This window comes from Lysinibacillus agricola, from assembly GCF_016638705.1.
Lineage (GTDB): Bacteria > Bacillota > Bacilli > Bacillales_A > Planococcaceae > Lysinibacillus > Lysinibacillus agricola.
Genome location: NZ_CP067341.1, coordinates 2,859,287 through 2,884,236, shown reverse-complemented (window position 1 = coordinate 2,884,236; position 24,950 = coordinate 2,859,287). Strand labels below are relative to the sequence as shown.

The window sequence follows — 24,950 nt, the reverse complement described above, 5'->3', positions numbered from 1 at the left end:
GAGGAACACGCAGCGCGAAATTTTGGTTTTTGGGAAGGGTTAACCCTTCCCAAAAACCAAAATCATTCCTTCGAACAAATCTATTTAAAATCAAAAAGTGATGATCTATAAGAAAAGGTTGGATTGTCATTTACACAAAAATATTGACAGTCCCGAAATAAAGGGAAAATCTCTGTTTATCGTTATTTTTAAAAAATAGTTGTGCTAATAGATATTTATTTTTTCACAAAGGTTCCCATAATACGAACATATCAGTAAAATAGAGTAGGTTAGGGGGACTATATTTTGAAAGATCAACGCTTTAAAATTGCGCATCGAGAGGCGCTTATCGGTATCGGGCTTGTGATCGTTAACTTTGCGATTTGGTTTGGCTTTGCCTATGGATTAGGCTCTGGTGATCCAGCAAACTATACGTATGTATTCGGTTTCCCTGCATGGTTTTTCTATAGCTGTATTGCAGGGACAGGCTTTATGATAATTTTAATCTGGGTCGTCTTGAAGCTCTTTTTCAAAGAGGTACCATTTGACGATGAGGAGGTGGATCAATAATGCACTGGCAAGTTATTGTTCCACTGCTATTATTTTTAGTCATCATCTTTGGTATTGGTATCTGGTCAAATAAGCATATACGCTCTTCTAATTCATTTTTACAGGAATACTTCCTCGGTGGTCGTGAAATGGGAGGTTTCATCCTTGCTATGACAATGATTGCTACGTACGGTAGTGCAAGTAGCTTTATTGGTGGTCCAGGCGTTGCTTACACGAAAGGGCTTGGCTGGGTATTACTGGCGATGGCGCAGCTTCCTGCAGGTTATTTTGTTTTAATGATTTTTAGGAAGAAATTTGCTATTATCGCAAGACGTTATCAAGCTATCACGTTAATTGACTTTTTAAGAGAACGCTATAAAAGTCATGTCATTGTCATCTTATCAGCTATTAGTATTATCGTCTTTTTATTTTCTGCGATGATGGCACAATGGGTAGGTGGTGCTCGTCTTATCGAATCATTAACTGGCTTAAACTACACGACTGCACTCTTTATTTTTGCGTTTTCTGTATTAGTTTATGTCATCATCGGGGGCTTCCGTGCTGTTGCATTGACGGATGCGGTGCAAGGCTCGATTATGGTTATTGGAACGATCATTTTATTAATTGGGACAGTCATCGCTGGTGGAGGAATCGATAATATTATGGCCTCACTTGTCGCTGAGAACCCGAACCTTGTGTCTCCATTTGGAGCAGAAGGCGAATTAACGCCATTATACGTTTCTACATTTTGGATTTTGATAGGTATTGGAGTTGTGGGGCTCCCACAAATCGCAGTTCGTGCCATGAGCTATAAAGATTCAAGAAGCATGCATTTAGCTATTATCATTGGTACTATTGCCATAGGGACAATTATGTTTGGGATGCATCTAATTGGGGTTTTAGCAAGACCAGTACTGCCAGGGATTGAAATAGGGGATAAAGTGATGCCGCTACTGACATTAAAGGTTTTGCCGCCATTTTTAGCTGGCATTGTCTTAGCAGCACCAATGGCAGCAACGATGTCTACAGTGAACGCACTACTTATGCTTGTAAGCTCCACAGTAGTGAAAGATATTTACTTAAATTATATCAAACCAACAGCTAACGATACGGAAATTAAGCGTGCAAGCTTTATTGTCACAGCGGTTATCGGTTTAGTAGTCATCATTTTCGCACTTAATCCACCAGATTTATTAGTATGGCTTAATTTATTTGCTTTTGGCGGACTTGAGGCAGTCTTTATTTGGACTGTTGTATTAGGACTATATTGGAAAAAAGCCAATAAATATGGTGCGATTGTGTCGATGATTTCAGGTATGACCTTGTATATTATCATTGATCGTTTTTACCCTTCTGTCTTTGGTATGCATACCGTTACAATTCCAATTGTAGCATCCTTTTTCATTTTTGTTATTGTTAGCTTATTAACGAGTCATAAATTTAAAGAAGAAAAGTTGTTTATCTAACTAAGAAAACGCCGTAGAGAGTGAATATCTACGGCGTTTTATATTGCAGATGATAAGCGACGGAAAGAACCCCCGAAGTGACGGATAGACCCTCCGAAGTGACGGAAAGAACCCCCAAAGTGACGGATAGAATCACTGAAGCGACGGATAGAACCTTCGAAATGATGGATAGAACGTCCAAAGTCGTGGATAGAATCTCTGAATTGATGGATAGAACGTTCAAAGTGACGGAAAGAACCCTCCAAAATGCCGGATAGCCTCTCCGAATTAAAGGATAGAGCAAACAAAGTTTATAAACAAGCGAAAACGCCGTAAAGATAAAGTATCTACGGCGTTTTTTTAATGAAGAACTATGTAATCATAAGCATTTTTAGTTAGCAATGTAATCGTTACGATAATAAACAACACGCGAACAAAGCCGCTACCTTTTTTAATCGCAACACGCGAGCCTACCATTGCACCGCCAATTTGAGCTACCCCCATCAGTAGTCCATAGACATAATGAACGTGACCTAAGTAGGCGAACATTAAAAGGCCAGCAAAATTACTTGCTAAATTTAAAAATTTGGCATTTCCTGCTGCCTTTAAAAAATCGAAGCCGACTAGTAAAAAGCTAAAAATTAAAAATGAGCCAGTTCCAGGACCAAGAAACCCATCATAAAAACCGATGCTAAATAACAACAGCATAAATAGCAATAAACGGGGAAACGATAATTTTTTAACCGCAGCTACTGAACCCCAATCTTTTTTAAAAATTGTATAAACTGCAACACAAGCAAGCATAACGAGCATTATTGGTTTTAATAACTCAGGATTTATTAAATGAACGGTCCATGCCCCAAGTAGCGATCCAATAAAGGCTAGAGGAAAGTATTTGAGAACAGAACGAATTTCTAGCTGTCCGGAACGATAAAAGGAAATGGTTGATGTCAAAGAACCCATTGTGCCAGCAAGTTTATTGGTCGCAACTGCTGCTGCTGGATTTAAACCTGCAAACATTAAAGCTGGTAAGGCAATTAAGCCACCCCCTCCGACAACAGCATCCACAAAGGCTGCCAAAAAACCAAAAGAAATTAACAATATCACTAAATTTAAATCTACTTCAAATAGCATGTTTGCACCTCGTTAGATAGTTACTACTGAAATAGTAACTAATATTCAGGCAACTGTAAAGACTAATTTTTTTCGTTGGCTTATCGTTAAGACAATATTCTATAATATAGGAAATGGAGGGATCGAATGGTTGAATTAATCGCCCAATTAAAAGAACTGGGATTCACAGAATATGAAGCAAAAGCCTATACGGCACTCGTTCAAAATAGTCATGTTAGTGCCTATCAGGTAAGTAAAAACTCGGGTATCCCACGAGCAAGAATATATGACATACTTGATTTACTCGTTGAAAAAGGGTTAGTACTGAAAGAAGAAACTACAGATCAAACGACGTACTCTTCCATTCCTGTCGCTGTATTTTTACAACAAGTTCAGCAACGTTGGCAATCGAATTTCACGTCAATTAGTGATCAATTAGAAAAATTAGAGGTAAAAGAGCAGGAAGCGGAGCATAAGGTTGTCACGCTAAAAGGAAAAGAGGCAATCGTCAATTATTGTCAGTCATTATTAAAAAAAGCGGAGAAAAAAGTCATATTATCGATGTGGGAAGATATGTATGAAGCATTACGAGAAGATATTCATGAGGTGTCTGAGCATGTTCCAGTTCGTGGAATTACACTGTTTGTGGAGGAAAATGAGGCATCTATTGACCGGCACCGCATAACACAATATACGAGAAAATCTTCCACGCCTCATTGGTTTATTTTATCTGTAGATGGTCAGAAAATGATTTATGGCCACTCACCGTCAAATCAGGAAACGGCTTTTATTACAAATGACCCAGTTCATATTTATTTACTAGAGGATTATATATGGCATGACGTCCTTGTCAATCGACTGTTAAAGCGTGATGATAAGGAGCTTGAAGAATGGATTACTAAAGAACGTAAAGCATTTTTCTTGGAGTAAAGGCATTAAAAAAAGAATCTGCTCTAAGCAGATTCTTTTTTTTGTTAAACAGCGACTGTCGTCTTATGAATAAAATACTTTATCAACATTGTATTTAGCGCGGAATGTATTGATCGCGTAAGTTTCGTAAATTTCACGTTCCATTGGATCTTCTACTTCATACACTTCAATTTTGAAAATTTCATCACGATGATTTTTCAACGGTGAAACATTGTCCTCAAAATGCTTTTTAATACGTTGACGAATTTTACGTGCTTTACCGACAAATAATAGTTCGTTCTCTTCGTTATAGAATAAGAAAATACCACCGTTTTCACGCGTGATTTTATGGAAGTCGATAAAACCATGGTAAGGTGTGATTGGCACATCACCTGGCTTTAAATCTTGCTCGCGTTGGCGAATCACTAAATCTGGTTTTGGAAATTCAATTTTAATCAAACTTTTCACGTTCCTCTCTGTTACTAAAGGTATATGTTAACATAAGTACTGCATGTTTTCCATCAATTTCGCATTGTCGTAATTGCCGCTGTCGCGCAAAAAAGATTTGTAGCTGACGCTTCGCTTTCGCACAGAAAAGATTTGTAGCTGACGCTTCGCTTTCGCTAGATAAACAATGCGTCTCTCCAAGATTAGTGTTGAACAAATTACAAAATGCCATGCATGTTAATAACAAAATATTCTATGTATTATTGATATTCTTAATTGTTCATGTTACAATTCTTTTTAATTAAATAATCTTATCAAGAGAAGCTAAGGGATTTGGCCCGATGACGCTTCAGCAACCTCTAACAAAAGTTAGAAAGGTGCTAATTCCAGCAAAGGATTTGTCCTTTGAGAGATAAGAGTGAACGTGATAAAAATCCTTCTCATTCTATCTCAAATGGAATGAGGGGGATTTTTTAATTTTATCGTTTAATAATCGATTAAAGACTTTATGAACTTTGCGCAAGGCCGCGCATTGATACTAAGGCACAAATTGATGTTAGAAAGAGAGAAACAAAAGAGAGGGGAATGCAAGATGCCAATTAATATTCCGAAAAACTTACCAGCTGGAGAACATTTACGTGAGGAAAAAATCTTCGTAATGGAAGAGGACAGAGCGAAAACTCAGCAAATTCGTCCGTTAAATATATTAATTTTCAATCTAATGCCGGAAAAAGAGAAAACAGAACTGCAATTACTACGTTTACTTGGTAATACACCGTTACAAGTCAATATTACATTTTTAAATACAGCTACGCACGAATCGAAAAATGTCAGTAAATCACACTTACAGTTATTTTACACGACCTTTCATCAAATTCGCCATCGCCGCTATGATGGTATGATTATAACGGGAGCGCCAGTTGAAAAAATGGCTTTTGAGGACGTGAACTACTGGCAGGAAATTTCAGAAATTATGGATTGGTCCAAGAAAAATGTAACATCGGTCCTTCATATATGTTGGGGTGCACAGGCAGCGTTATATCATCATTACGGTATCGGCAAAATTGAGCTTCCTGCTAAATGCTCAGGTGTATATTCTCATGTCATTACGGATTTAACAGTGGATTTAGTACGTGGTTTCAGTGATTTATTTACAGCTCCACATTCTCGTTTTACATCTGTTTCTATTGAGGAAGTACGCAACCATCCTGATTTACGATTACTCTCTTATTCAGAAGATGCTGGTGTTTTTATTGTGCAATCTAAGGACAATAAAAATATCATGATTACCGGCCACCTTGAATATGATGCGACAACTTTAGCTGATGAATATAGTCGGGATGTCGCGAAAGGATTAGATATTAATGTACCAGTGAATTACTTCCCAAATGATGATCCAGGAAATGAACCAATTAATACGTGGCGTGCCCATACGCATTTATTATTCTCGAATTGGTTGAATTACTATGTTTATCAAGAAACACCATACGAATGGGATTTTGTTGATCAAATTGAATATCATATTTAATGCTGTTCAATAGCAATTGTAAAGAAAAAATGATGACCTTAATAACTTCAAGGTCATCATTTTTAACTTCATTATGTTATTAATTTTCCGACGAATCTTTATTTTTATCACTGTTTGGAGTATTTCCAGTATCGCTATCATTCTGTGTAGCACTGCCGGCATCGTTTTCACTTTTATTTTGAGTAGAATTTTCGCCATTACTGCTACTTTCACTTTGAGAAGCGTTTTCGTTATTGCTACTACTTTCACTTTGAGAAGCATTTCCGCTATTGCTGCTACTTTCATTTTGAGAAGCATTTCCGCCATTGCTGTTACTTTCATTTTGAGAAGTATTTTCGCTCTTGCAGTTACTTTCATTTTGAGTAGAATTTCCGCCATTACTGCTACTTTCACTTTGAGCAGAATTTTCGTTATTGTTACTAATTTCACTTTGAGAAGCATTTCCGCCATTACTGCTATTTTGACATTGAGCAGAATTTTCGCTATTGCTACTACTGTCACTTTGTGAGGCATTTTCGCTATTGCTACTACTATTACTTTGAGAAGCATTTCCGCTATTGCTGCTACTTTCATTTTGAGAAGTATTTTCGCTATTGCTACTAATTTCACTTTGAGAAGCATTTCCGCCATTGTTGCTACTTTGACTCTGAGAAGAATTTCCATTTTTGCTACTACTGTCACTTTGTGAGGCATTTTCGCTATTACTATTACTATCACTTTGAGAAGCATTTCCGTTATTACTACCACTTTCATTTTGTGTACTACTATTACATTGTGTAGTATTTTCTTGATTACCATTAATTTTGCGAATCTTCGCGATAAGTAGTAAAAATAATGGTAATAAAATCATGAAAATGAAGGAAAATATTGGCCATGTTTCTCTATTGTAAATATCTGAATGAATGTTATTAGGATGAACAATTTGTGAAAGTCCAAGGATAATCATGCCGAGTGGAAAAATGAGTGGTCGATGATTTTTGATTTTAAATAATTGTGCGATACCGATAACCGAAGCATAAAAATACATAAAAGTTCTAATATAAATTGATATAATCCACATGGCTGCCATAATAACTTCAATACGCTGCAAAAAATTCCCGATTGAAATTCGTTGAGCTAGTGAATAGCTAGGAAATGTCCTAGAAGCAGTATTTGCCGGACCTAGGACAAGGATAGATAGTGTGATGATCGTAATTAAGACAATCCCTCCAATAATTGTGCCAATGTAAAAACCTTTTTGTGCAGATTTTTGGACGTTAACTGCGGAAGGGAAAATCATTAATAATACAGCAAGCGGGAATGAAAAAAGACTTATAAATCGAATCATACTAAAGAATACTAATTTTTTTGGTGTTTCCATTATTGGCTGTAAATTTTCAATATGGATGGATGGTGAAATAAAAATTACAAAGAAAATAAAAATTAAAATAAATATTGGAAATAGTATTTCTGCAGAACGAGCAAAAACTTCAATTCCTAGAAATGCAGCATAAATAATGATAATACTGAACATAAATGCAAAGGCCATCGTAGGTGTTTCAGGCATTATTTCCGTTTTCATGAAAAATTCAATGAAATATAATAATTCACCAGCAGAAAGTAAGGATATAATAATAAAGCAAATTGTAGTAAATTTTCCGAAAAAACGACCTAATATCTTTTCATTAGCCTCTACAAATGTAAGGGTGGGTGTTCTATTTCCTAAAGCAACGAAAAGCTTTACGATGGGCAAACTTAAAACGACACCAATGATAGCTGCAATCCATGCATCTTGCTTTGCTTCGCTTGTTACACTTGCAGGGATAATTAAAATGGCTGTACCAATTGAAAAGAGAAGGGTAATGATCATAAATTGTCTTGAACTAATTATTTCTTTTTCCATCATGAACGATACCCTTTTTTACTTAACATAAAGTTGCCTTATTATTTTGTCAGGGAGATGATTAAATCTTTAATAGGTGAAAAAATAAAGGTAATAAAATCTAGTGGGCTCGGAATTTTGAGCTTTAATGAGACCCCAATATTTAATGCGGCGCTGATCAATAAAAAAATCGAAAAAATTACGATTGTTTTCGTTTCTTTATTTTTTTTCAATTTTGGAATGAAGGCAAAGGCTATAACAGCTGTAATGATTAGAATGAATATTGTCATAACCATGGCTTATTCTCCCTTCGACTTATTCACTAATGAGTTTTCCATCGTCCCTAATCCTTGTGTGTTCACATGTACTTCAACTTTAACTGGTAGCTCTTGAAATATGGTTAGCCATTCTTTTTTTATTTTTTTCCACTCTTTGGGATTTTTGCGGTGAAGTGCTGCACCAAATCCAAAAACATCAACCCGGTAATTTTGCTGAACTGTCTTGATAGTTTCTTCGATTCGTTTTTTAATAAGTTCTTCTGTTTTTTTATTGACGTATTTAATCGATTTTTCTTTAGTAAGGTCTATATTACATTCAACTTCTCCGACATTTTGGTTAACATCTATAACAACATTGATTTTAGGAGCTCCATTTTTAAATTCACCTTTTATTTTCGTCTTTGAATGTGTAATTTCTGTTGACAGCGTACCTCCCTTAGGGCAAGCAAGAATTTCAATTGTACTTTCTATTTTGTCCTTTATAAAACCTAGGCTTCTACTCTCATCTTCCGTCAAAAGCCCAATGAGTTTATCTTCTTTAAAAACAGCTAAGCCCGTATACTTCAATTGCACAGGAGATTTCGATCTTTTAACATTCATTTGCTCCATTCCAACATTTTTATCCCCCAGGATTTCGATAGCAGACATGACGATACTTGTTTCTTTGTTATTTAAAGTATTGATTAATTCATCAATTTTAATGGATTGGGTTGTACCCCAAGTTTTCTCTGACGTTTTAAGAGAATTTAGCATTTTATTAGCTGGTACTTTTTCGATAGGTGTTAATACATTTAAAACTTCTTCGGCAGTCGCGTCATGAGCAACGATGACATCGAAATCATTTCTGAATTCATGATCTCTTGAAATCAAATCTAATGGTTCACTAATTCCTTCTTTTGCCAATTCATCACCTAGTACAACTATTTGAAGATGAGAAAAATAAAGTTTTCTAGCTGTTACTGTTGTCATTTTTCTAATGGCCTCAAAGACCGTTGCACCTTTTGACTGATAGGTAATAACGGGTGATCGTCCCGAAGAAGGCTGTTTTGAGGAAATTTCACTAGGATCCACGACTTGGACAGTTATTTCAAATTCATTATCTACTTTATCTATTCCTAGTCCTACGACAATTGCTAATTCATTGAGTTCACGCTTACTCCAGCAACCACTTAAAAGTAAAGTAAGAATCATTAGTAAACATATTGCCTTAAATTTTGCCATAGTGCATTCCTCGTTTACACATTCGTTTGATTCCTTTTTTTCGTATTAAAATATTTATGACCTCTGACAGTATTTTTTTGACTAATTAAGCGTGGTCGAGTCAATAAAGCTCTACGCGGGAACAACACTAGTGCATCTTTTTGATCCTTTAGAATTAACGGACCGAATGGACTTAAATATGGAACACCGAAAGTTCGTAGGCTGCATAAGTGTAGGACGATGATCATAAGGCCAAACATTACACCAAACAATCCAACGATTGCTGCTACAATCATTAATGGGAAACGAAGAGCACGAACTGTATTGGATAAGCCATAAGCAGGGAACAAGAAGCTACAAATGGCTGTTAATGCCACAATAATGACCATTACGGCTGATACAACTCCTGCTTCTACGGCAGCTTGACCGATCACTAATGTTCCAACAATGGATACGGCTGGTCCAATGGTTCTTGGCATTCGAAGACCTGCTTCTCTTAACACCTCAAAGGCAATCTCCATGATGAGTGCCTCGACAACGGCAGGGAAGGGGACGCCTTCTCGTTGAGATGCAATACTTATTAGCATAGGAGTTGGAAGCATTTCTTGATGGAAGGTGGTGATCGCTACGTAAAGCGATGGCGCCACCAGGGCTAAGCCAATTCCAAAAAATCTCAATAAGCGTACAAGAGAGCTAATCATCCAATGCTGATAATAATCTTCAGCAGACTGTAAAAAGGATGTAAATAAGGCCGGTACAATTAGGACAAACGGTGAACCATCCACTAAAATAGCAATTTTACCGTCTAATAGTTCACCAGCAATAACATCTGGCCGTTCCGAATTATAAACAGTAGGGAATATCGTGTGTTTAGAATCTTGAATAAAATCTTCGATGTAGCCGCTTTCTAAAATACCATCAATATTAATACGATCTAATCGGGCAAGAACCTCTGCTACTATTTTGTCATTTGCAATGCCATTTACATACATAACAGCAACTTCCGTTTTTGTTACTTCACCGACAATCCGGGACTTAATCCAGAGATTTGGACTTTTAATTTTTCGACGGATCAGGGCCGTGTTAGTACGTAACGTTTCCGTAAAGGCTTCCCTTGGACCTCTAATGACCGATTCTGTTGATGGCTCCATAACGGCTCTATCTTTTGCACCTTTTGTACTTGTCACGATACCAGTTGAAGATTCATCTAATAAGATGACCGTATCACCATTCAAAATAGAATTGTACAGTGCTGAAAAATTGAAAATATCATTAACATCGCCGACTGTTAAACAAGAATCTCTTAAATATCGAATAATTTTTTCTATTTCTGAATCCTGATTATCTTCAATTTCAAGCATTAGTTTATCAATCACAGCATTAGAAATGCTTATTTTATCGGATAAGCCATCTACATAGATAATCGCTAGCGTATATTTTTCAGCTTTTCCAATGGTAATTTCTCGTATAACAAGGTCATTACTATTCCCGAGTGTGTTTTTAATCATCTTCAAATTTTGAGAAAGAGAAGTATATAGTTGGTCGTTGTTTTGGGAGGTATCACTAATTTTTGAAATAGACATTTTCTTTCCTCCTCAAGATGTACATAACTATAGAATGTACAACTTTGAGAGAAGATAAACCAAGGTTGGAATTGCATTCAAATAAAAAAGCAGTGTTCCCTTCGCATAAACGAAAGGAAACACTGCTTTATTTTTTATACTCATATTTTAATTCGTCATTTGTAGCATCCACATCTACATATAAATTGTGATCATTGAAAAACCATATATCTTTTTCATCAATATAGTAGGTAACATCGTCAATCACTGTCTTCACACCAATTTCGATTGGTTCTTCACGTGTCATACCAAGAGAAAAGCCTTCGTGAAAAGGACTGGAACCACCATATCTTGCATAAAAACGAATAGTATCTCCGGATCCTACTTCCATTTCATTTTTAAACCATTGCAGAGCTTCATCTGTTAGTGCGATATTCATTAGAATACTCCTCTCTTCGTTACAGCCATTTCACCTTTGGTTCGGTACCATTTTTAATGCGGACAATATTCGCTCGGTGACGATAAATGATAAAAGTAAATAAACATGCTACTAAAATACTTAACGCAAAATCACCTGTAACAAAATAATAAACGATTGAATAAATAAGTGCTACTAAAGCGGCAATCATGGAAGTTAAGCTGACCATTTTCGTTATTTTTAATGTTATAATAAAAGCAATAAATAATAAGACAAATAGAGGCCATGAATATCCTAACAGCACTCCTGCTGATGTTGCCACAGCTTTACCTCCACGGAAACCTGCAAAGATAGGGAACATATGACCAATCACCGCTACAAGACCAAGAATTAATGAGTGAATGGATACTTCAGAGAAGACAGGAAGAGCTGCGAGTAATACGGCTGCTGTACCTTTTAAAACATCCATAATCGTTACTACTATTCCTGCTTTTTTTCCTAAAATACGGAATGTATTCGTCGCACCTAAATTACCGCTCCCATGTTCACGTATATCTGTTTTATAAAAAATTTTGCCTATCCATAATCCAGAAGGTATAGAGCCGATTAAATACGCACATAAAATAATAATAAGTCCATTTAGCATAGCTGGACTCCTTTCCCATATACCATCACTTGGTACTAATAATATGTATCAAATATTTTACACTTTTTCTCTACAATCTACAATGTCATGAAGGAGATTTCCTTGTGTATCTTGAATTCAATACAAAAGATAGCTATTTTTCAAGGGTTTTTAGATGTATATTGAATTTAGCTTAGGCTATTTGACACGAGTCATACAATCAGCTTGAAAGCCCTTTTTAAAAATATAGGTAAAATGGCAATTTTGTCAATCACTCATTCCTTTGGTAGAATAGAAGTCTATCTTTAATTTCTAGAATAACAACAGAAGAAATCCATTTTCTTATATTTATTAATGTACCTGTATATTTTTCAGTGGATATTCAAATGCTTCTGTATGGAAAGATTAAAGCCTCAGCGATAAGAGATATGATCAGAAGTTAGCCATATGTTGTTTAATTTTTGCAACTAATGTTTACTGTACTGCGTTTAAGGGAATAGGATAGTAGTTGATACATAATTAAGCAACTATTGCAACTTTCTCTTCCGGTAAAAAGCTCAAAACGACAAAGCTGTGAGGAAATTTTAAAAATTTATTGGGCCTGTCACTAGCTATTGACAGGAAATGCTATTATTATTAGGAAGAGAACATAAATAGAACATGCGTTTGTTTTTTGGAGGGAATTTTTTTGGCGAATAAACAGTCACCAAGCGTCTATAATGATGACGCCATTCAAGTATTAGAAGGATTAGAAGCGGTACGAAAACGACCCGGCATGTATATCGGTTCTACAGATGGCCGTGGACTTCATCACCTAGTATATGAAATCGTAGATAATGCGGTAGATGAAGCACTGGCTGGCTTTGGTTCTCATATCATTGTCCATATTCATAAAGATCAAAGTATCAGCGTTCGAGACTTCGGCCGTGGAATGCCAACAGGTATGCATAAGATGGGTAAACCAACTCCTGAAATTATCTTTACCGTCCTACATGCAGGTGGTAAATTCGGACAAGGCGGCTATAAAACGAGCGGTGGCTTACATGGTGTAGGTTCTTCAGTTGTTAATGCGTTATCGTCTTTTTTAGAAGTAACGATTCACCGCGACGGTAAAAAGTATCGCCAACGTTTTGAAAACGGTGGCCATCCTGTGACCACGCTTGAAGAAATTGGACAAACAAAGCAGACAGGAACACTTGTCCATTTCCTACCAGATGACACAATTTTCTCTGTGACAAAATACAATTATGATACGCTTGCAGAACGTTTACGTGAGTCAGCATTTTTATTAAAAGGCTTAAAAATTGAGTTAATTGATGAACGCGAGGAAGGCAAAAGTGATGTTTTCTTTTATGAGAACGGCATTGAAGCTTTCGTTGCGTATTTGAATGAGGAGAAAGATGTACTCCATCCTGTAAAATATGTAGAAGGCATTCAAGACGATATTGAAGTAGAGTTCGCCTTCCAGTACAACGACGGCTATTCAGAAACAATCCTATCATTCGTTAACAATGTTCGTACGCGAGATGGCGGGACACATGAAACAGGCGCCAAAGCAGCGTTAACACGTGTTTTCAATGAATATGCTCGAAAAATTGGTCTGTTAAAAGAAAAAGATAAAAATCTTGAAGGGACAGATATTCGAGAGGGCTTAGCGGCGATTGTTTCTGTTCGTATACCAGAGCATTTACTACAATTCGAGGGTCAAACGAAGGGTAAGCTAGGGACGAGTGAGGCACGTTCAGCAGTAGATAGTGTCGTTTCAGAGCAAATTTTATATGTGCTTGAGGAAAACGCTGAATTATCTGCGTCTCTTGTGCGAAAAGCTATTCGTGCGCAGCAAGTACGTGAAGCGGCTCGTAAAGCGCGTGAAGATGCACGAAACGGCAAGAAAAGCAAAAAAAGCAGTACGATTCTTTCTGGAAAATTAACACCTGCACAATCTCGAAATGCGGCGAAAAACGAGCTGTATTTAGTCGAAGGTGACTCTGCAGGAGGCTCTGCAAAACAAGGGCGAGATCGTACGTTCCAAGCGATTTTACCATTGCGCGGTAAAGTTATTAATACGGAAAAAGCAAAGCTTCAGGATATTATGAAAAACGAGGAGATTTCAACGATTATCCATGCCATTGGTGCTGGCGTTGGAACAGATTTCTCTGTAGAGGATTCAGCCTATGATAAAGTCGTTATTATGACCGATGCCGATACAGATGGAGCGCATATTCAAGTGCTGCTACTAACGTTCTTCTATCGTTATATGCGACCATTAATTGAAGCTGGAAAGGTATTTATCGCATTACCACCTCTTTATAAAGTATCAAAGGGTACTGGTAAAAAAGAAGTGCTTGAATATGCTTGGACCGAAAACGATTTACAACAGGCGATTAAAAAAGTTGGAAAGGGTTACATATTACAGCGCTATAAAGGGCTTGGTGAGATGAATGCTGACCAGCTGTGGGATACGACAATGAACCCTGAAACGCGTACATTAATTCGTGTAACAATCGAGGATGGTGCACGTGCTGAAAGACGTGTGACAACATTAATGGGCGATAAAGTAGAACCACGTCGTAAATGGATCGAAGCTAATGTAGACTTCGGTATGGAGGATGATTCGAATATTTTAGACAATGAATTCATCCAACAAGAGGAGGACCAAGCATGAGTAGTACGGAAAAGTTTCAAGATTTACCTTTAGAAGAAGTAATGGGTGACCGCTTTGGTCGCTATAGTAAATATATTATTCAAGACCGCGCGTTGCCTGATGCACGTGACGGTCTTAAGCCTGTGCAACGACGTATTTTATATGCGATGTTTACAGAGGGCAATACGAACGAAAAACCATTTCGTAAATCAGCAAAAACAGTCGGTAATGTAATTGGTAACTATCATCCGCATGGTGATAGCTCGGTATATGAAGCAATGGTCCGCATGAGTCAGGATTGGAAGGCGCGCCATATGCTCATTGAAATGCATGGTAATAATGGCTCTGTTGATGGTGACCCACCGGCAGCGATGCGTTATACAGAGGCAAGACTTTCTGCGATTGCAGCGGAGATGCTACGAGATATTGGTAAGGAAACCGTAGAATTTGTGCCAAACTTTGATGATCAGGATATGGAGCCAACTGTTTTACCTGCTCGTTTCCCAAATTTACTAGTAAACGGCTCTACAGGTATTTCAGCTGGTTATGCCACAGACATCCCTCCTCACGCACTAGATGAGGTGCTAGACGGTGTTCTTATGCGCTTAGATAACCCAAATACCACTGTTGATGAATTAATGACCGTTATTAAAGGACCTGATTTCCCAACTGGTGGTATTATTCAAGGTGTCGATGGCATTAAAAAAGCGTATGAGACAGGACGAGGCAAAATCATTGTCCGTGCTCAAGCAGTCATTGAGCCAATTAAAGGTGGAAAAGAGCAAATCGTTATTACGGAATTGCCGTATGATGTTAATAAAGCAAATCTAGTAAAGAAAATTGATGAGCAGCGTGTGGATAAACGACTTGAAGGAATTGCGGAAATTCGTGATGAATCGGATCGTACAGGCTTACGTGTTGTTATTGAGTTGAAAAAAGATGTTCCTGGGCAAGGTATTTTATATTACTTGTTCAAAACAACTGATTTACAAGTAGCTTATAATTTTAATATGATTGCGATCTATAATCGTCGTCCGACAATGATGACATTACCGTTATTACTGGATTCTTATATTGCCCATCAAAAGGAAGTTGTGACGAACCGCTCCATCTATGATTTGCAAAAGGCTAAAGATCGTTCGCATATTGTTGAAGGCTTGATTAAGGCGCTGTCCATTTTAGATGAAGTTATTGCAACGATTCGTTCTTCAAATGATAAACGAGATGCGAAAACGAATTTACAGGTTAAGTTTGACTTTACAGAAGTGCAATCAGAGGCAATTGTTAGCCTGCAATTATACCGTTTAACAAATACAGATATAACGGAGCTTCGCAATGAACAGGACGAATTAAATAAACTCATTGCCAAGCTTGAAGGTATTCTTAATAGTGAAGCAAAACTTGTACGTGTCATTAAACAAGAATTGCTCGACATTAAAAAGCGCTTTACAGAACCACGTCGTTCGAAAATTGAACAAGAAATTGAAGAAATCAAAATTACATTAGATGTCCTTGTCCCAAGTGAAGAAGTCGTAGTGACTGTCACAAAGGATGGCTATATTAAGCGTACATCTACACGTTCGCATGCAGCCTCGAATGGTCAGGATTTTGCGATGAAGGATTCCGATTATTTATTGTATGAAGCAAACTTAAATACGCAGCATCATCTACTGCTATTCACTAATCGAGGCAATTATATTTATCAGCCTGTCCATGAGCTACCAGATATTCGTTGGAAGGATCTTGGTCAGCATATTTCAAGTATTGTGCCGACTGGAGAAGATGAATCTATTATTGCTGTGTACGGTTTTGAGACATTCGAACAGGCGAATACGTATATCTTAACGGCTACAAAAGATGGCCAAATTAAACGCTCATCTCTAGCAGATTATGCCGTAACACGTTATTCGAAGCCAATTAAAACGATGAATGTCAAGTCAGGCGATGAAATGATATTTGCGGATTTCGTGACAGACGAAGCCGAATTATTATTAACGACAGATACAGCCTATGCAATCCGCTTCCCAATGGAGGAATTACCAGTAACAGGCGTAAAAACAGGCGGCGTCAAAGGGATTACACTGAAAGAAGGAGAAGCCTTAGTCGGTGTCAATGTCTTACAGCCTAGTGATACTGAATATGTTGTGATTGTGACACAGCGTGGCGCTGTGAAGAAAATGAATGTAGCCGAGGTAGAGTTAACTAGTCGTGCGAAACGCGGCTTAAAAGTGTTAACAGAGTTAAAAGCGAATCCACATCGTATCGTGGATGTAGTCAAGGCTACTAATGACGAACAGCTGATCATCGAAACAGAAAAAGGTGTGCAAGAGATTATTGATGTCCAAGCATTGACTCGAGCAGATCGCCATTCAAACGGCTCCTTTAAAGTGGATATCGCGACAGACGGTGCTATTTCACATGTATTAACGGCCAAAAAAGAAGAAAAATAAAAATAATTTTCTAGCCCATGCTCTTTTTGAGAGCTGGGCTTTTTTATGTATCATTGTTAATTTTGTTGCTTTCAATCTACGTAGAAAAGGATATTAGAATCAGTGGGGTATACTGCAACGAAAAAAACGATTGATATTCTTCTAGTTGTTAAAGAAAAGAAAGTGGCTGGGACGTAAGTATATTTTCAAATCAAAAAAATTTTTACATCAGAAAAGCGCGAGAAATCAACATTTTAAAATTGATTTCTCGCGCTTTTTAAGGTTTTGACTTCTCATTACGCTATTTTTCAGGTTTAATATAAGGAACGATTTGTGCAGTTGCGCCTACTGAAGCACCACGGATAAAATCTTGATTCTCTAAGGCTTTAAAATTAGTTGTTTTGCCAGTGAGCATTACCCCTAAAATTTCCACTTCATCAAACTGTTTATTTTTATTTGAATTTAAAAACTCCTGGATTGTTTCGTTATTTTCATTTGCATCATATGCTTTAAGTGAATCAATAAAGCCTTCGTAGGTCTCTCTCGGTGAATCGGATGGATCAAATCCATAAACCTCTACACCAGCAGGTCCTTTACTTTCATCCATAATTGGTGATGCCATATACAACCATACAATGTTTAGATTGCTAGGAATCTTCCCTTGTATTTCTTTTAATGTATAAGGTTTGTTAAAAGATACGGCAACTTCTGCAACGTGATTCTCCATTTGCGAAATTTCACCTAGTTCGTTTTGTACACCGTCATGGTATTTTTTTATGGATGGGTGATAAAATGTCGCAAATTTAGTCTTTGTCTGTTTATCGTACTCATAGAACTCTGTATCAGACCAATAAAATCCTGGTGTTAACTCGTTCTTGTCAATTTTGCCTCGAAACCATCCAAATGAACTTGTAAGTGTGCTCCATTGAACTACATAACCGTTAATATTCTTAGAACGGTTTGTGATAATGTTTCCACCAAACATTGATGAATTACTTACCGTTACTTGAGAGTCGACTTGAATATTAGGTTCTGCAATGTCATTATGTAAAAAAAGATGTTCTTTAAGTCTTTTAGAACTTTCCGTTGCAAAGTAGGAACCAGTTTTATAAAAGACGGGTAAGAGAATTAATATTACAATAATTGAAGTGATGATAATTTTTAGTAGTTGTTTTCGTTTAGCCTTTTTTAAAGCGTTATTTAACGAAGTTTCCATTCATGTTTACCTCCTATTTTTGAGTGAATAAATTTACGTGCACGATATAATTTTTGCTTGACGCTATCTACTTGAATATCCAACAAAGTAGCAATTTCTTCATATGAAAAATCATAGTAATACTTTAAAAAGAATATTTCTTTATATTCTTTTTTAATGTCTTTTAACAAATAGAAAATTTCATCCTTATTTAGCAATGTCTCAAAATGATAATCGGTGTGTTGGAGCTTTGAATATATTTCCTCAGTGATGTAAATGTTTTTCTGCTCCTTTTTCCTTTTCAAGTCAATATATTGATTAAGTGAAACTCTAAAAAACCATGGGCGTATATTGCTTTCTGTGAGGCTATCTAACAACGTATAAATTTTATAATAGGTGGTTTGAATTATATCTTCCGCATCCTCTTTTTTGGCTCCTTTCGCTAGTAATAGATTGAACACTTCCTCTCCTAAATGGATTAGATAGGAGGTTAGTTCATTTTCTTTTTTCATTGCTGATCCTCCTTACTCTTATACAACGAATGAGTGATCACAAATGTATACACTTAATTATAAAGTTTATTTTGGGATAAGGGCTATGTCTGACATTGCTTTCTGAAATGACATGACAATATAATGCTTTAACATGAAAGAGACCCTTGTCATTTACAGATAGATATGGGTATAATAATCACGAAAAGTTCATATGGAAAGAATGTAGGGGGGCTGGTAGTTGCCAGCTGAGATTGTGTCCGATAGACGCTGACCCTTTGAACCTGATTTGGCTCGTACCAGCGTAGGGAACATCTATTCAAAAAAAGAAAATTTTTGATACTGATTGTAAAACGTCTGGGAGGAATTCCTAGGCGTTTTTTATGTTACAAGAATTGTTGTATGCACAAAGCTTAGGTGCAGACATACCGTGAATACGCTTTCTTCTGGTTACACATTCATTCATGAACACTTTCAAATTACTTACTGGGAGGATTCAGCATGAAAAAATGGTTATTGATCCTGTTGGCTGCGCTTTTAACATTAGTGGGCTGTAGTGAAAAGGAGGATAAAAAGGATACTAAGGAATTAACAAAAGTCTCGGTAGTTCTTGACTGGACACCGAACACAAATCACACAGGTTTATATGTAGCGAAAAAACTTGGCTACTTTAAGGAACAGGGCTTAGATGTTGATATTTTATTACCTGGTGAAGCAGGTGCAGATCAGCTTGTGGCGTCTGGTAAGGCTCAGTTTGGTGTAAGCTATCAGGAAGGGATTACACAGGCACGTGTGCAAGATGTACCTTTAGTATCGATCGCAGCGATTATTCAACATAATACTTCTGGCTTCGCATCCATTGCATCAAAAGGCATTACGTCACCTAAGGATTTTGAAGGTAAAACATACGGTGGCTGGGGTGCACCGCTTGAACAAGCAGTACTACAATCACTTATGCAAACAGAAAATGCGGATATTAATAAGTTAGATATCGTCAATGCAGGCGATATCGATTTCTTCACAATGATGAAAAAAGATATTGATTTTGCGTGGATTTATTATGCAGTGACAGGTATTGAAGCAGAACTTCGTGGCGAAAAGCTGAACATGCTTTATTTAACAGATTATAGTGATCTGTTAGATTATTACACACCTGTACTTGCTACAAACGAAAAAATGATTAAGGATGATCCTAAGACAGTCAAAGCATTTGTCGCTGCTGCAGCAAAGGGCTATGAATATGCGATAAATCACCCAAGTGAGGCAGCTGATATTTTACTAGAAGCGGTACCTGATTTAGATAAAGACCTTGTGCATAAAGGTCAGGAGTGGCTAGCAGATAAGTATCAAGATGACGCTCCTCAATGGGGCGAGCAAAAACTTACTGTTTGGGAAAACTACGCGAAATGGATGGAAAGCAACAAAGTTTTAGAGGGCGAATTTAACGCAGAACAAGCATTTACAAATGACTTTTTACCAAAAAAGGAGACAAAGTAATATGGCAAACTCATTAATAAGTGTACAAATTATCCCGAAAACTGAAAAATATGAAGATGTGATCCCATTTGTCGATGCAGCGATTGCGGTTATTGATGCATCAGGGGTGAAATATGAAGTTCACCCACTAGAAACAACAATGGAAGGTGAACTATCGACTTTGCTACTAATCATTGAAAAAATGAATGACAAAATGATTGAGCTTGGTGCTATTAATGTGATTACGCAAGTGAAAATTTTATATCAGCCAACTGGTATTACAATGGGAACCTTAACGGAAAAATATCAGTGATGAAGCAAGCAATAAAACAAGGAAGGACGATATTTTTTATCGCCTTCCTCTTATTCATATGGGAACTAATTGTCCGCTTTGCAGACGTTCCACATTGGCTATTGCCCGCGCCAAGTGCCATTTTGATGGAGGGCTTTCAATCGTATGACACGTTTGTGCCGCATGCTTTAGCAACTGTTCAATTAGCACTTCTAGGCCTTGCCATTGGGATATTGTGTGGGCTAACGGTTGCCGTGTTATTACATCGTTTTACGTTTATTCGGGAGCTATTTTATCCTATTCTCATTATGTCACAGAATGTCCCTGTGCTCGTCCTAGCACCGTTATTAATCATCTGGTTTGGGTTTGGTTTATTGCCAAAGCTTATTATTATTTGTCTCGTGTGCTTTTTCCCCATTGTTATTTCGGCAATGGATGGCTTTCGTCAAACCTCACCTGAGCTGAAGCATTATTTTAAGATGATTGGTGCAACGAAAGCACAAACATTTTGGAAGCTTGAATGGCCCTATGCGTATCCAGCGATTTTTTCAGGCATTAAGATTGCGGCAACCTATAGCGTTATGGGGGCTGTTATTGCTGAATGGCTAGGAGCGAAAAAGGGGATAGGTGTCTATATGACATTGGCACAATCTTCATTTCGAACAGATCGTGTGTTTGTAGCGATTTTTGCCATTATATTTTTAAGTTTACTATTATTTAGCGGTATTCGAGTATTGGAAAAGCTAGTTGTGAAGGGGAGAGGGCTACATGCTAAGTATTCAAAACATTGATAAATCCTTTGATTCCCTTCCGGTCATTCGTAATTTATCTTTTGAGGTAAAGGACGGGGAATTTGTTGCGATCATCGGTCCGTCAGGAAGTGGAAAAAGCACGCTCTTTCAATTAATTGGTGGTGTTTCTTCTATTGATAAGGGAGCTATCTTATTAAACGGCACAGATATCCAGCAAAAAAGAGGAACGATCGGCTATATGCCTCAGCAGCCATGCTTATTACCATGGCGTACAATCGTAGAAAATGTCACGATTGTCGAGGAGCTTCACCATAAACCAAATGTGAAACTTGCCAAGGAGTGGTTAGACAAAGTGGGGCTTGCTTCATTTGAAAATGCCTATCCAAATGAGTTGTCAGGCGGTATGCAACAGCGAGTATCGTTTATACGTGCAATTGTCAGTAATAAGCCCATTCTATGTTTAGATGAGCCGTTTTCTGCGCTTGATGAGTTTACAAGGCTTGAAATGCAGGCGTGGCTTTTATCGATATGGGAGAAAGATCGAAAATCTATATTGTTCGTTACACATAGTATTGAGGAAGCTCTCTTTTTAGCTGATCGTATCATTGTACTCACGAAACGGCCAGCTACAATTAAAAAGGAAGTGATTGTACCTTTTGCAAGGCCGCGACAAGAAGAAATTAGACATTCGGCAACATTTACGGCATTAAAACAACAGTTATTCACGTATTTAAAAGAAGAAAAGGATGAGGCGAATGTTGATTGATGCACATATTCATTTAGATCAGTATAAGGAAAACGATATACCAGCTTTGTTAGAGGAAGCTGAACATGTGATTGCCGTTAGCATGAACCTTCAATCGTGTGAGAAAACGTTGATGTTGTCGAAAGCCTATACAAAGGTAAAGGCAGCGTTTGGCTTTCATCCTGAACAAGCTTTACCTAGTAAAGTGGAGGAAGATGCTTTATTCGATTGGATACACCAACATGCTCATGAAATGGTGGCAATTGGCGAGGTAGGGTTACCTTATTATTTGAGGCAGGAGAAGGCGATTGATGAGCGTCCTTATGAAGCACTGTTAGAACGTTTTATTGTGTTGGCAAAGGAATTAAATAAACCAATTGTTTTACACGCAGTTTATGAGGATGCGGCTATTGCTTGTAATTTACTTGAAAAACATCATGTAACGAAAGCTCATTTTCATTGGTTTAAAGGCGATGAGGAAGTGATTGAACGGATGATTCATAATGGGTATTTTATTTCCGTTACGCCTGATTGTACGTATGAGCGGGAGATTCAACAGCTTATAAAAAAATATCCAATCGAGCTGATGATGGTAGAAACAGATGGACCATGGCCGTTCGAAGGTCCTTTTGATAATAAACGAACGTCTCCTTGGATGATGGATCATTCCATTGAGGTTATTGCTTCAATCAAGGGGCTTACAACACAGGAAGCGGCACACATCCTCACAAGAAATACGACAACATTTTATAATTTATAACAAATAACACAGCTGTTCTCTTAAAGATATTTATAGAAGTCTATATTGGAGGGCTTTATCGATTGATGGAGTATGCTAAAACAGAAACATGGCTTCGCTTCAGGAAGTTAATGAAGAAAACTAAATGAGTATTTATATCAGGATTATCAAAATGAATTATTAGTTATATGGAATTGGTCATTTTTCCAGCTAGATATTTTGATTTCAGCTACTGGCTTTATAAGTCTCTACCTAATTAGAAGAAAAAATGAAAAATGGAAATCATTTGCCTTTTGCTCTGATTATTCCAAAACTAATTACTTATAACCATCAAGATATTCCATTAGAAACAAAACACAACCACTAATAATCCTCAGAGTGGTTGTGTTTTTTATACTTTGTAAATTTTTGTTCAATGCTTTCTTTTTTAGTTTTTGTCACCCGTTCATGTGTACTAAAAGGGGAGACTTGGCGATTTTTTTCAACATCCTTCCCTTTAGTGCGCTTTACATGCATGCGCTTCTTTTTTGCTTTTGATTGCGTCATTATCATTACCTCCAATTGTTATTGTGAATATACCATAATGTGGGGTTGATTTTCGTTCCGACTGTTGCTTATATACAAGATGTACGTTTTAACAAATGTTATCCTTAACTTTTGGTGATGAGCCAAGAAAAAGTAAAACCTCGTAAGTATGTAACTTACGAGGTGGTTGTCATATTATTAGTGAGATACGTCCTGTACAGAAATACCTGTGTTTGCTTTAACATCCACTTCACGATATTTCGCATCGTTTGTTTCTTTAGAAAGTAATGTTCCAATGAAACCACCAAGGAAGCCAAGTGGCACAGAGATTAAAGCTGGGTTTGTTAACATAATTAACGGCTCACCAACGAAAATTGCTTTTCCTTCAACTGGATTCCAGAGGTTTGGTGAAACTGCAACGAGTACTAAAGCAGAGATTAAACCTGTTAACATCGCCGTTACAGCACCAGCTGTATTAAAGCGTTTCCAGTAGATTGTATAGATGATTACAGGTAGGTTGGCTGAACCTGCAATACAGAATGCAAGTGATACTAAGAACGCTACGTTTAATGTTTGTGCACCAAGCGCTAAAAGAATTGAAATAATAGCGATTGTGATTGAACCGATACGAGCTGCAAGTACTTGCTCTTTCTCTGTAATTTTACCTTTTTTAATGATTTGACCGTAAATATCATGTGATAGGGCAGATGCGCCAGAAAGTACAAGACCAGCTACTACCGCTAAGATTGTTGCGAAAGCTACTGCACACACAAATGAGAATAGGATATCGCCACCGAGTGCTTCTGCAAGAAGTGGAGCAGCCATGTTACCAGCAGCGTTTGCAGAAATAATCTCTTCTTTACCAACGAATTTAGCTGCGCCGAAGCCCAAGAAGATAGTAAGTACGTAGAAGATACCTACGATCCAAGTAGCCCAAATAACTGAGGAACGAGCAGTTTTCGCATCTTTTACTGTAAAGAAGCGCATTAGGATATGCGGAAGACCAGCTGTACCTAATACTAAAGCGATTAACATTGAAATAGTATCAATACCATTTGTATATTTAAGACCTGGATTCAGATAAGCTGCACCGCTATCAGTAGCAGTTCCCATTTCTTTAAACATCGTTGTAATGCTAAAGCCGAACTCTTTTAATACTAAGAATGAAATAATGACAGTACCTAACATTAAAAGACAAGCTTTAATAATTTGTACCCAAGATGTTGCAGTCATACCACCGAATAGTACGTAAGTTGTCATCATAACGCCTACGATTAAAACCGCAATCCAATAATCGATTCCTAAAAGTAATTGAATAAGTGCTCCTGCACCAACTAGTTGTGCAATCATGTAGAATAATACAATTGTAATAGTGCTTAAAGCTGCTGTACCACGAACTTTAGAGCTATTGAAACGCGCTGTGATCATGTCAGCTAATGTAAATTTACCAAGATTACGTAATGGCTCAGCAACGATGTATAACACCACTAAGTAAGCTACTAAATAACCAATAGAGAAGAAGAACCCATCAAATCCAAATAATGCAACTGCTCCGGCAATCCCTAAGAAAGAGGCTGCTGATAAGTAGTCACCAGCGATGGCTAGTCCATTTTGCCAGCCTGTTAATCCACCGCCTGCAGTATAGAAATCACTTGCAGAAGAAGTTCGTTTAGATGCCCACCATGTAATAACTAATGTTAAACCAACAATGGCTACGAAGAAGAATATGGCTGTAAAACTCATCCCGT

Annotated in this window: 24 protein-coding genes, 1 pseudogene and 2 riboswitches; of the genes and pseudogenes, 12 read left to right on the top strand and 13 right to left on the bottom strand. The window is 37.3% G+C overall.

Annotation, left to right across the window (positions count from 1 at the left end; genetic code table 11):
• The first annotated feature begins 285 nt into the window (after positions 1-285).
• Complete coding sequence (locus FJQ98_RS13865) at positions 286-549, top strand: YhdT family protein (protein WP_053593435.1); 264 nt, start codon at positions 286-288, stop codon at positions 547-549.
• Complete coding sequence (panF, locus tag FJQ98_RS13860; protein WP_201406467.1) at positions 549-1,994, top strand: sodium/pantothenate symporter; 1,446 nt, start codon at positions 549-551, stop codon at positions 1,992-1,994. The genes FJQ98_RS13865 and panF overlap by 1 nt, the downstream gene beginning before the upstream one ends.
• A 339-nt stretch (positions 1,995-2,333) precedes the next feature.
• Here the strand turns inward: panF and FJQ98_RS13855 are convergent, their stop codons facing one another.
• Entirely contained in the window at positions 2,334-3,107 is a 774-nt protein-coding gene (locus FJQ98_RS13855) for a TSUP family transporter (protein ID WP_053593437.1), read from the bottom strand.
• Between the two features lie 126 nt (positions 3,108-3,233).
• Between FJQ98_RS13855 and FJQ98_RS13850 the strand changes: the two genes are divergently transcribed.
• Complete coding sequence (locus FJQ98_RS13850; RefSeq protein WP_053593438.1) at positions 3,234-4,016, top strand: TrmB family transcriptional regulator; 783 nt, start codon at positions 3,234-3,236, stop codon at positions 4,014-4,016.
• A 63-nt stretch (positions 4,017-4,079) separates the two neighbouring features.
• Here FJQ98_RS13850 and FJQ98_RS13845 read toward each other — a convergent pair whose 3' ends face one another.
• Both FJQ98_RS13845 and FJQ98_RS13840 read right to left on the bottom strand, forming a co-directional pair.
• A complete protein-coding gene (locus FJQ98_RS13845) occupies positions 4,080-4,454 on the bottom strand; it encodes a nucleotide excision repair endonuclease (protein WP_053593439.1) in 375 nt (124 codons plus the stop codon).
• The gene (locus FJQ98_RS13840; protein WP_143114639.1) at positions 4,447-4,659 is read right to left on the bottom strand and encodes a hypothetical protein; all 213 of its coding nucleotides are present in this window, start codon (positions 4,657-4,659) and stop codon (positions 4,447-4,449) included. Before FJQ98_RS13840 ends, FJQ98_RS13845 begins: the two co-directional genes overlap by 8 nt.
• A 91-nt stretch (positions 4,660-4,750) precedes the next feature.
• A riboswitch (SAM riboswitch) is annotated at positions 4,751-4,861 on the top strand.
• A gap of 173 nt (positions 4,862-5,034) precedes the next feature.
• Between FJQ98_RS13840 and metA the strand changes: the two genes are divergently transcribed.
• Entirely contained in the window at positions 5,035-5,970 is a 936-nt protein-coding gene (gene metA, locus FJQ98_RS13835) for a homoserine O-acetyltransferase MetA (protein WP_053593440.1), read from the top strand.
• Positions 5,971-6,049: 79 nt separating this feature from the next.
• Here the strand turns inward: metA and FJQ98_RS13830 are convergent, their stop codons facing one another.
• From FJQ98_RS13830 to plsY, 6 genes are all read right to left on the bottom strand, one after another.
• Complete coding sequence (locus FJQ98_RS13830) at positions 6,050-7,855, bottom strand: endospore germination permease (protein ID WP_246494214.1); 1,806 nt, start codon at positions 7,853-7,855, stop codon at positions 6,050-6,052.
• A 38-nt stretch (positions 7,856-7,893) separates the two neighbouring features.
• On the bottom strand, positions 7,894-8,127 hold the full coding sequence (locus FJQ98_RS13825; protein WP_053593441.1) for a hypothetical protein: 234 nt from the start codon (positions 8,125-8,127) through the stop codon (positions 7,894-7,896).
• 3 nt (positions 8,128-8,130) lie between these two features.
• Positions 8,131-9,330, bottom strand: coding sequence for a Ger(x)C family spore germination protein (locus FJQ98_RS13820; protein WP_053593442.1), 1,200 nt, complete (start codon positions 9,328-9,330; stop codon positions 8,131-8,133).
• A 14-nt stretch (positions 9,331-9,344) separates the two neighbouring features.
• A complete protein-coding gene (locus tag FJQ98_RS13815; RefSeq protein ID WP_053593443.1) occupies positions 9,345-10,892 on the bottom strand; it encodes a spore germination protein in 1,548 nt (515 codons plus the stop codon).
• A 127-nt stretch (positions 10,893-11,019) separates the two neighbouring features.
• Positions 11,020-11,310, bottom strand: a complete 291-nt coding sequence (locus tag FJQ98_RS13810; RefSeq protein WP_053593444.1) for a HesB/YadR/YfhF family protein — start codon at positions 11,308-11,310, stop codon at positions 11,020-11,022.
• A gap of 19 nt (positions 11,311-11,329) precedes the next feature.
• Complete coding sequence (gene plsY / locus FJQ98_RS13805) at positions 11,330-11,935, bottom strand: glycerol-3-phosphate 1-O-acyltransferase PlsY (protein WP_053593445.1); 606 nt, start codon at positions 11,933-11,935, stop codon at positions 11,330-11,332.
• A 667-nt stretch (positions 11,936-12,602) separates the two neighbouring features.
• On the opposite strand from plsY, the gene parE reads away from it, so the two are divergent.
• Together parE and parC are read left to right on the top strand one after the other, a co-directional pair.
• Entirely contained in the window at positions 12,603-14,579 is a 1,977-nt protein-coding gene (gene parE / locus FJQ98_RS13800) for a DNA topoisomerase IV subunit B (RefSeq protein ID WP_053593446.1), read from the top strand.
• Positions 14,576-17,008, top strand: coding sequence for a DNA topoisomerase IV subunit A (gene parC, locus FJQ98_RS13795; protein WP_053593447.1), 2,433 nt, complete (start codon positions 14,576-14,578; stop codon positions 17,006-17,008). Before parE ends, parC begins: the two co-directional genes overlap by 4 nt.
• 280 nt (positions 17,009-17,288) lie before the next feature.
• Here the strand turns inward: parC and FJQ98_RS13790 are convergent, their stop codons facing one another.
• Positions 17,289-18,203 carry a sigma factor regulator N-terminal domain-containing protein gene (locus FJQ98_RS13790; RefSeq protein ID WP_053593448.1) on the bottom strand — a complete coding sequence of 305 codons (915 nt, stop codon included), beginning with the start codon at positions 18,201-18,203 and terminating at the stop codon, positions 17,289-17,291.
• Positions 18,188-18,694 (bottom strand): RNA polymerase sigma factor, encoded by a 507-nt coding sequence (locus FJQ98_RS13785; RefSeq protein ID WP_053593449.1) that lies wholly within the window; start codon positions 18,692-18,694, stop codon positions 18,188-18,190. The genes FJQ98_RS13790 and FJQ98_RS13785 overlap by 16 nt, the downstream gene beginning before the upstream one ends.
• 196 nt (positions 18,695-18,890) lie before the next feature.
• Positions 18,891-19,001, top strand: a riboswitch (TPP riboswitch).
• A gap of 173 nt (positions 19,002-19,174) precedes the next feature.
• Here FJQ98_RS13785 and FJQ98_RS13780 point away from each other — a divergent pair.
• From FJQ98_RS13780 to FJQ98_RS27205, 6 genes and pseudogenes are all read left to right on the top strand, one after another.
• The gene (locus FJQ98_RS13780; protein ID WP_053593450.1) at positions 19,175-20,170 is read left to right on the top strand and encodes an ABC transporter substrate-binding protein; all 996 of its coding nucleotides are present in this window, start codon (positions 19,175-19,177) and stop codon (positions 20,168-20,170) included.
• A gap of 1 nt (position 20,171) precedes the next feature.
• The gene (locus FJQ98_RS13775) at positions 20,172-20,462 is read left to right on the top strand and encodes a thiamine-binding protein (protein ID WP_053593451.1); all 291 of its coding nucleotides are present in this window, start codon (positions 20,172-20,174) and stop codon (positions 20,460-20,462) included.
• A complete protein-coding gene (locus FJQ98_RS13770; RefSeq protein ID WP_053593452.1) occupies positions 20,462-21,232 on the top strand; it encodes an ABC transporter permease in 771 nt (256 codons plus the stop codon). Before FJQ98_RS13775 ends, FJQ98_RS13770 begins: the two co-directional genes overlap by 1 nt.
• Positions 21,210-21,959 carry an ABC transporter ATP-binding protein gene (locus FJQ98_RS13765; protein ID WP_053593453.1) on the top strand — a complete coding sequence of 250 codons (750 nt, stop codon included), beginning with the start codon at positions 21,210-21,212 and terminating at the stop codon, positions 21,957-21,959. Before FJQ98_RS13770 ends, FJQ98_RS13765 begins: the two co-directional genes overlap by 23 nt.
• Positions 21,949-22,698, top strand: a complete 750-nt coding sequence (locus FJQ98_RS13760) for a TatD family hydrolase (protein ID WP_053593454.1) — start codon at positions 21,949-21,951, stop codon at positions 22,696-22,698. Before FJQ98_RS13765 ends, FJQ98_RS13760 begins: the two co-directional genes overlap by 11 nt.
• Before the next feature lie 138 nt (positions 22,699-22,836).
• Positions 22,837-23,004 (top strand): annotated as a pseudogene (locus tag FJQ98_RS27205) (Loki-CTERM sorting domain-containing protein); the annotation flags it as partial.
• A gap of 36 nt (positions 23,005-23,040) precedes the next feature.
• Here the strand turns inward: FJQ98_RS27205 and FJQ98_RS13750 are convergent.
• Both FJQ98_RS13750 and FJQ98_RS13745 read right to left on the bottom strand, forming a co-directional pair.
• The gene (locus FJQ98_RS13750; protein ID WP_053593455.1) at positions 23,041-23,223 is read right to left on the bottom strand and encodes a hypothetical protein; all 183 of its coding nucleotides are present in this window, start codon (positions 23,221-23,223) and stop codon (positions 23,041-23,043) included.
• Positions 23,224-23,400: 177 nt separating this feature from the next.
• On the bottom strand, positions 23,401-24,945 hold the full coding sequence (locus tag FJQ98_RS13745; RefSeq protein ID WP_053593469.1) for a solute symporter family protein: 1,545 nt from the start codon (positions 24,943-24,945) through the stop codon (positions 23,401-23,403).
• Between the last annotated feature and the right edge of the window lie 5 nt (positions 24,946-24,950).

Excerpts from the sequence above, each read along its gene's own strand:
- FJQ98_RS13855 (WP_053593437.1), bottom strand. The coding sequence starts at position 3,107 with ATGCTATTTGAAGTAGATTTAAATTTAGTGATATTGTTAATTTCTTTT.
- FJQ98_RS13775 (WP_053593451.1), top strand. The coding sequence starts at position 20,172 with ATGGCAAACTCATTAATAAGTGTACAAATTATCCCGAAAACTGAAAAA.
- FJQ98_RS13765 (WP_053593453.1), top strand. The coding sequence starts at position 21,210 with ATGCTAAGTATTCAAAACATTGATAAATCCTTTGATTCCCTTCCGGTC.
- metA (WP_053593440.1), top strand. The coding sequence starts at position 5,035 with ATGCCAATTAATATTCCGAAAAACTTACCAGCTGGAGAACATTTACGT.
- FJQ98_RS13750 (WP_053593455.1), bottom strand. The coding sequence starts at position 23,223 with ATGACGCAATCAAAAGCAAAAAAGAAGCGCATGCATGTAAAGCGCACT.
- FJQ98_RS13760 (WP_053593454.1), top strand. The coding sequence starts at position 21,949 with ATGTTGATTGATGCACATATTCATTTAGATCAGTATAAGGAAAACGAT.
- FJQ98_RS13850 (WP_053593438.1), top strand. The coding sequence starts at position 3,234 with ATGGTTGAATTAATCGCCCAATTAAAAGAACTGGGATTCACAGAATAT.
- FJQ98_RS13825 (WP_053593441.1), bottom strand. The coding sequence starts at position 8,127 with ATGGTTATGACAATATTCATTCTAATCATTACAGCTGTTATAGCCTTT.
- FJQ98_RS13830 (WP_246494214.1), bottom strand. The coding sequence starts at position 7,855 with ATGATGGAAAAAGAAATAATTAGTTCAAGACAATTTATGATCATTACC.
- plsY (WP_053593445.1), bottom strand. The coding sequence starts at position 11,935 with ATGCTAAATGGACTTATTATTATTTTATGTGCGTATTTAATCGGCTCT.
- parC (WP_053593447.1), top strand. The coding sequence starts at position 14,576 with ATGAGTAGTACGGAAAAGTTTCAAGATTTACCTTTAGAAGAAGTAATG.
- FJQ98_RS13815 (WP_053593443.1), bottom strand. The coding sequence starts at position 10,892 with ATGTCTATTTCAAAAATTAGTGATACCTCCCAAAACAACGACCAACTA.
- FJQ98_RS13770 (WP_053593452.1), top strand. The coding sequence starts at position 20,462 with ATGAAGCAAGCAATAAAACAAGGAAGGACGATATTTTTTATCGCCTTC.
- FJQ98_RS13820 (WP_053593442.1), bottom strand. The coding sequence starts at position 9,330 with ATGGCAAAATTTAAGGCAATATGTTTACTAATGATTCTTACTTTACTT.
- FJQ98_RS13745 (WP_053593469.1), bottom strand. The coding sequence starts at position 24,945 with ATGAGTTTTACAGCCATATTCTTCTTCGTAGCCATTGTTGGTTTAACA.
- FJQ98_RS13780 (WP_053593450.1), top strand. The coding sequence starts at position 19,175 with ATGAAAAAATGGTTATTGATCCTGTTGGCTGCGCTTTTAACATTAGTG.
- FJQ98_RS13785 (WP_053593449.1), bottom strand. The coding sequence starts at position 18,694 with ATGAAAAAAGAAAATGAACTAACCTCCTATCTAATCCATTTAGGAGAG.
- FJQ98_RS13810 (WP_053593444.1), bottom strand. The coding sequence starts at position 11,310 with ATGAATATCGCACTAACAGATGAAGCTCTGCAATGGTTTAAAAATGAA.
- panF (WP_201406467.1), top strand. The coding sequence starts at position 549 with ATGCACTGGCAAGTTATTGTTCCACTGCTATTATTTTTAGTCATCATC.
- FJQ98_RS13790 (WP_053593448.1), bottom strand. The coding sequence starts at position 18,203 with ATGGAAACTTCGTTAAATAACGCTTTAAAAAAGGCTAAACGAAAACAA.